The 6,353-nt window shown below is 69.3% G+C and carries 5 protein-coding genes; 1 reads left to right on the forward strand and 4 read right to left on the reverse strand.

Going from position 1 to position 6,353, the window contains the following annotated elements:
• Positions 1 to 79: 79 nt before the first annotated feature.
• From ACWDA7_RS49270 to ACWDA7_RS49280, 3 genes are read right to left on the reverse strand one after another with little or no spacing between them, the layout of a single operon-like run.
• Entirely contained in the window at positions 80 to 958 is an 879-nt protein-coding gene (locus ACWDA7_RS49270; RefSeq protein ID WP_450614294.1) for an ABC transporter permease, read from the reverse strand.
• A 6-nt stretch (positions 959 to 964) separates the two neighbouring features.
• On the reverse strand, positions 965 to 2,008 hold the full coding sequence (locus ACWDA7_RS49275) for an ABC transporter permease (RefSeq protein WP_450614295.1): 1,044 nt from the start codon (positions 2,006 to 2,008) through the stop codon (positions 965 to 967).
• 15 nt (positions 2,009 to 2,023) lie between these two features.
• The gene (locus ACWDA7_RS49280; RefSeq protein WP_450614297.1) at positions 2,024 to 3,622 is read right to left on the reverse strand and encodes an ABC transporter substrate-binding protein; all 1,599 of its coding nucleotides are present in this window, start codon (positions 3,620 to 3,622) and stop codon (positions 2,024 to 2,026) included.
• Between the two features lie 452 nt (positions 3,623 to 4,074).
• Here ACWDA7_RS49280 and ACWDA7_RS49285 point away from each other — a divergent pair, with 452 nt between their 5' ends.
• Positions 4,075 to 5,133 carry a Glu/Leu/Phe/Val dehydrogenase dimerization domain-containing protein gene (locus tag ACWDA7_RS49285; protein ID WP_450614299.1) on the forward strand — a complete coding sequence of 353 codons (1,059 nt, stop codon included), beginning with the start codon at positions 4,075 to 4,077 and terminating at the stop codon, positions 5,131 to 5,133.
• A gap of 819 nt (positions 5,134 to 5,952) precedes the next feature.
• On the opposite strand, the gene ACWDA7_RS49290 is transcribed toward ACWDA7_RS49285, so the two are convergent.
• Entirely contained in the window at positions 5,953 to 6,231 is a 279-nt protein-coding gene (locus tag ACWDA7_RS49290) for a hypothetical protein (RefSeq protein WP_450614301.1), read from the reverse strand.
• Positions 6,232 to 6,353: the final 122 nt, after the last annotated feature.

Below are 6,353 nucleotides of genomic sequence, written 5' to 3' on the forward strand. Positions count from 1 at the left end.
CGCACGCTGCACCGACGCGCGCCCACAACGGGTAGGACCGGAGGTCATGAGATGATGACAACCGTAGAACGGCAGCACGTCAGAGCATGCCTCCGCCGAACCGGCGCGGACGGGCGGTTCGGGCGGCGGGCGGGTCGGAGCGGACGAGGGCGGCCGCACTCTCGCCGAGGGCGTTGAAGACCAGGCCGGCGATGACGATGGCGACGCCGGGCGCGAGGGCCGCGGCGGGGGCGGTGTAGATGCGGTTGAGGTTCTCGCTGAGCAGGCGGCCCCAGTCGTAGGAGGGCGGTTGGACGCCCAGCCCGATAAAGCTCAGCCCGGACAGGGCGATGAGCATGCCACCGACCTGCAGGGTCGTGGTCACGATCAGCGGTTCGGCGATGTTGGGCAGGATATGACGCAGCATCAGGCGCCACCGGGACACGCCGAGGATCCGTGCGGCCAAGACGTAGTCCGCTCCGGACACGGACGAGGCGAGGGTGTAGGTCAGGCGCGCGTAGGTGGGGGCGGTCGCGATACCCAGGGCCCAAACTGCCCCTGTCGCTCCGACGCCGGCCACGGTCGCGACGCACAACGCCAGCAGCAGCGCGGGGAAGGCGATCGCGGTGTTCATCGCCGATTCCCATGCCCGGCGGCCGCGGCGGCCAAGGACGGTGGGGAATGCGCCGAGCAGCACACCGGCCGTCGAACCCAGGGCGGTCGCCAGCACCGCGAGGATCAGGGAGAGACGGGCCCCCGAGAGCACGCGGGCGAGCATGTCCCGGCCCAGGCTGTCGGTGCCGAGCAGGTGCCGTGCGGAGGGTCCCTGCTGGGCTGCGGCCACGTCCAGGTGCGTGGCGTCGGCGCCCCAGATGACGGGGCCGGCGATCGCCAGGAAGAGCAGCAGGAGCAGGCCGAGTGCGCCCATCATCCCCATGGGGCCGATCCGGGAGGCGTACCGGCTGCCGTGCGTGGTCACCGTTTTTCAGCTCCTCGTGAGGGTCGAGCGGGGGTCGAGCAGACCCAGGGCCAGATCGACGACGAGGTTCACCACCAGCACCACCGAACCCAGGAGCAGGACGATCGCCTGCACCAGCGGGTAGTCCTGGGCGACGATCGCGCCCACCACGGTGCTGCCGAGCCCTGGCCAGGCGAAGACGTTCTCGACCAGGACGCTGCCTGCGACCAGCGAGGCGAACAGGATGCCGCCGACGGTGAGCCCCGCGGTGAGCACGTTGGGCAGCGCGTGGCGCAGGTAGAGCAGTCGTGCGGGCAGGCGCTTGCTGCGGGCGACCCGCAGGTGGTCCTGCCCCAGGACGCGGGCGGTCTCGGTGCGGATGATGCGGGCGAGTTGGCAGCTGGGACCGAGTGCCAGAGCGAGCACGGGCAGAAGGTAGGAGGCGGGCGTGTCGGCGCCGGCGGGTGGCAGCCAGGGAAGGGTGACCGCGAAGACGAAGACCAGGCCCACGCCGATCAGGAAGTCGGGGACGGTGGTGCAGATGCCGGTCACGCTGGTGAAGGCGAGATCCGCGCCGCGGCGGCGCCCACCATACGTGGCCGCGGCCACCCACATACCGACGGGGACGGCCACCAGCGCGGTGAGCAGGAACGCCCCACCTGCCAGCTCCGCGGTTGCCGGCAGCCGGGTGGTGATGACCGACGACACCGGATCACCGCTGGTGATCGAGGTACCGAGGTTCCCGGTGAAGACGCCCCCCAGGTAGTGCAGATACTGCGTCAGCAATGACTTGTCCAGGCCAAGCTGGGCTCGGCGGGCCGCCACCACAGCGGGGTCGGCCGTGATGCCCAAAGCGGAGCGCACCGGATCCCCGGGGACCAGGTGGACGAGCAGGAACGAGGCGGTGATGACCACGAAGAGCGAGATCGCCAGGCGTACCACTCGTCTGATCAAAAACCGTGCCCAGGGGGAGGACCGCCGGATGTCCTCCCCCTGGTGCTCCGCGCTTGCGACGACCGCCCGAAAACCGTCGCGCGGAACCGTCACAGGGCCCGGGGATGGCTGAGCCATGGGGTGGTGTCTCCTTTAGTTGGCGCGCAGCCGGATGCTGGTCGGCAGGGGCATCTCGCCGGAGATCTCGAAGGTCGCGCCGCGCCCGAAGTAGCTGACGTACTTCTGGGCGATGGGGACGACGTCGGCTCGGGCGAAGAGCGCCTTCTCGGCCTCGGTCCACATCTGGCAGCCGGGCCGGCCCGGGGTCTGCACCGCCTGGGCGACCAACTGCTCGTAGGCGCTGTTGTGGATGCCTGCGAAGTTGGATCCCTTGGGGGCGCCCGGGCCCGAGAAGAAGCTGACGCTCTGTGACGGCAGCTGGGTGGCCAGATTGATCTCCGGGGTGACGTCCCAGTTGTCGCTCTGGAAGACCGCCTGCAGGAAGGCGGCCGAGTTCAGGCTCTTCACCTGCACATCGACCCCGAGCTTCTTCCACGCGGCCGAGAACAACTCCATGCCCGCCGACGCGTTCGGCCGGTCGGAGGAGTACATCGCGGTAAGGCTCAGGCGCTTACCGCCCTTCACCCTGATCCCGTCCGCTCCCTTGCGCCAGCCCGCCGCATCCAGCGCGGCGGCCGCGGCCGCCTCGTCGAACACGGGGATGCCCGCCGCAGCGCCGGAGTCGTCGCAGATCAGCGGCGGCACACCCATCGTGCTGTTACCGATCTTGCCCTGCCGGTCGGTGAGCACATCCGCGATCTGCCCGCGATTTAGGGCCTGCGTGAGCGCCTTGCGGACCACGGGGTCGGCGCCGGGATGGCCCAGGTGCTCGTTGAACACCGCCAGCGTCCCGCCGTCCTCGAAGCGGTACTCCTTCATGGTGCCCACCAGCCGCTCCCGGTCGGGGCCGTTGACGACGCCGCCATTGAGACTGCCGCCGGCGAGGAGGTTGGCTGCGGTGGTGTCATTGTTGACGATCTTCAGGACGATCTTCTGCGGGGCTCCGGGCACATTGATCCTGGCGCCGTCGGGCCCCCAGGCGTACTCGTCGCGGCGGACCAGCGTGTAGTGGTCGCCGGGGACGGCCTCGGTCAGCTTGTAGGGGCCCGATCCACTGCTGGCCTTGGCCAGTGCGGTGGGGTCGGCCGTGCCGCTGCCGCACACCACGAAGAAGGCGGCCAGTGACTGCAGCAGCAGGCCGTCGGGTTTGCCCGTGGTGATCGTGACGGTGCCCGCGGCGTCGTCGGCCTTGGTGGTGAAGTCCGGGCCCGGCAGCACGATGCCGAGCAGCGGCGAGGCGGACTTGGGATCCTTGAGATAGTCCAGGTCCTTGCTGACGACGCTCGGGGTCACCGCCGAGCCGTCGGAGCACGTGACGCCCTTGCGGAGCGTCAGGGTGACCGACGAGGGGGTGACGTCCCACTTGGTCGTGATGCCCGGGATCGGGTTTCCCTTGTCGTCCAGGGAGACCAGCGGGTCGTAGGCAAAGGACAGCAGGTCGTTGGCCGCAGCGACCACGGTGTGGTACGGGTCGAGCTTGCCCGGGTCCTGCGACAGGGTCGAGGTGAACGTGCCGTTGCGGACATAGGCGCCCTGACTCCCGGCGCCTGCGCCCGAGGCCCCTCCAAAACAGGCCGTGGCGGCGAGCGCGATCACACACAACACCGCTGTCTTGGTTCCGTGCAGTCTCATCAGAAAGCCTCCCACAGCCCCACCGTGGCGGTGAGGGATGCGCAGGAGCATCCAGCCGGCACGCCCCGGCCGTCTTCGTCGCTGAGCACCAGATGGGCACCTCGCGTTCGTCGCCGGACCCCAAGGCGCCGGATCCGCAGGCGGATTGCTCGGGGCGATTGCCTCCGGCCCCGCCAGGGGCACGGCGGCGCTTTACGGGCCAACGACGTCAACAGCACGGCCTTTCGGGCTCCTTGGCGTCAACATCGTCGGATGCAACCCCGAAAACCCGTCCTTGGAGCCACCGACGAGGTCGTGGAGTGCACTCCTGCGGGCGCGGATCGTGTGGTCCGCACAAGTTGTGGCGCGGCGTTGTGCGCTCCCGACGATGCAGCGCGTGGGTGGCGGCCCGGATGCTGCGGCCAATCCCCCGGGAAGAGTGAAGGGGCCACCATGATCCGAAAGGTACCCCGATGCAGGATGTCGCAGCGAAGCAAGGCTCGCTCGAGCATGAGCGGTTGGTCATCCGCCGTGGAGCCCGATCCGGCGTGACGCTCATGGTCGCGGTGCACTCGACGGCGCTCGGCCCCGCAGTGGGCGGATGCCGGATGCGGGCCTACCGTTGCTGGCAGGACGGGCTGGCGGACGCGCTGCGGCTGTCGGAGGCGATGAGCTACAAGTGCGCCGCCGCCGGTCTTGCCTACGGTGGCGGCAAGACCGTGATCGCGCTGGACGAGGGTGCCGATCCCGCACGCATCGATCGCCATTCGGTGCTCCTCGACGTCGGTGACCTGGTCGCGGAGTTCGGCGGCCGCTACAGCACGGGACCCGACGTCGGCACCTGCGCCGAGGACATGATCGTGGTGCGGGAGCGCACCCCGCACGCCTTCTGCCTCCCGCAGTCCCACGGCGGCTCCGGATCCCCCGCCGCACCGACCGCGATCGGGATGCTGGCCGCGTTGCGCGCGGTGTCGGCACACCGCTTCGGCACCGAATCGCTCGCCGGGCGCCGCATCGCCGTCAGCGGGCTCGGCGCGGTCGGCGAGCGACTGGCTCGCAGCCTCGCCGAGCAAGGCGCCGAGCTGAAGGTGTCCGATGTGGATGATCAAAAAAGGGTGCTGGCCAAGGAACTCGGCGCGGCATGGGTAGAACCCCAAGAGGCGATCACCACCGACACCGAGATCCTCGTCCCGGCCGCGGTCGGCCAAATCCTTGACCACGATGTGGTGTCCCGGCTGCGCTGCGCGGCGATCGTCGGACCGGCGAACAACCAGCTCGTCACCGACGACGTCGCCGACTTGCTTCGGCAGCGGGACATCCTCTGGGCGCCCGATTTCGTGGCCAACGCCGGCGGCGTGATCTACGCGCTGGCCCGCGAGGTCGAGGGCATCGGGCACGCCGAGGCGATCGACCGGGTGCACGGTATCGGCACCACGCTCGCCGAGATCCTCACCAACGCCGATCGTGCCGGCCAAACGACGCTCGCGACCGCGACCGACCTCGCGGCCACCCGGCTGAGGACGGCACTTTGAATGCTCCCCACCCTCAAGGCTCACCAGTTGGATTAGCGAAGCGTAGTGAACCTGTGGCAGAGTGCTACGCGCACGCCTGGCGCCCAGGCGACGTCGGGCACCCTCCTCGGTCGGGTCTTGCGGCCCGGTCGACCAGCGTCCGGAGGGACGTGCCACCCGGGCTGGCGGCTCCTGTCGTTCAGTACCAGGGCACGAAGGCGATTGGCTCCCAAGGCTGAGCAACGCTCAGGCTCGCTAAGCCAATCAGAGACGCTGAAGGGAGGGGAGCATTCAACTGCAGACCGCACCTCGGACACGGCGGCTCGGTTGCTCCGGGAGGCCTGACCCGAGCGACCTGGGCTCAGACTCGGGACGGGCGTGAACGCGCGCGACTACAACGGGAACCGCAACTCGATCGACCTCTGCCGCAACCACCTGACCCGCGCACTGACTTCGGCGGTTCGAGGTGATTGATCTGCTCGCGCTGCTGACTGATGGTCACCTGCGCGGCCTGCCGTTGGTATGCGCTATGTGACCGATCCACCGGCGTTGTCCGCCGCGGTGAGCCGAAGGGTCACGGTCCCGGAGGCCAGGTTGGGCCACGTCGCTCGGTATCCGCCGGACTGTGTGGCGGTGACTGCTGCCAGCGCGAAAGCTGTACCGCCATCGAAGGAAACGTCGACCGTGGCCGAGGCGATGGGCGCGGCTACGCCCTGGATGTGACTCCTCCACCCCGTTTACGGGGTGGAGGAGTCACCAGGGGAGTCGAGGTGCCCCGGACCGCAAGGACGACGCTGCTGCAGGAACCCAGTCCGGCGTCACCGCGTGGACCCTTGGTACTCAGGCTACTTGGAGCAGTCCTGCCGGGGCCGAGCGAGCGAACTGGTCGGTGGTCTGCGGCACCCAGAGCGCGCCCGTGATCGACGCCAGGACGCCGACCAGCATGAAGCCGAAGGCGACAGTGTAGGAGAAACGGTCGACGAGGAAGCCCATGACCAGCGGGGTGATGGCTCCCGCGAGTTGGCCGCCAAGGTTGAGCAGGCCCATGCCGGTGCCGACGATGCGGGTGGGAAGCACCCGCAGCGGCAGTCCCATGACGGCCATGGTCGGAAGTGCCATGATCGCGTTGCCGATGGTGAGGTAGGTGTTGAAGGCTCCCCTCCCTGAGGGAGGGGATTCTCCACCCTCCAGGGCTGAGCGGGGATTTACGGCTCAGGCTGCCGCCTGGGCCAGCGGCCCCG

This window comes from Streptomyces sp. NPDC001156 (genome assembly GCF_053598275.1).

What these genes read in the sequence shown, in the direction of transcription:
- ACWDA7_RS49275 (WP_450614295.1), bottom strand. Translation starts at nt 2,008, where the DNA reads ATGGCTCAGCCATCCCCGGGCCCTGTGACGGTTCCGCGCGACGGTTTT.
- ACWDA7_RS49285 (WP_450614299.1), top strand. Translation starts at nt 4,075, where the DNA reads ATGCAGGATGTCGCAGCGAAGCAAGGCTCGCTCGAGCATGAGCGGTTG.
- ACWDA7_RS49280 (WP_450614297.1), bottom strand. Translation starts at nt 3,622, where the DNA reads ATGAGACTGCACGGAACCAAGACAGCGGTGTTGTGTGTGATCGCGCTC.
- ACWDA7_RS49290 (WP_450614301.1), bottom strand. Translation starts at nt 6,231, where the DNA reads ATGGCACTTCCGACCATGGCCGTCATGGGACTGCCGCTGCGGGTGCTT.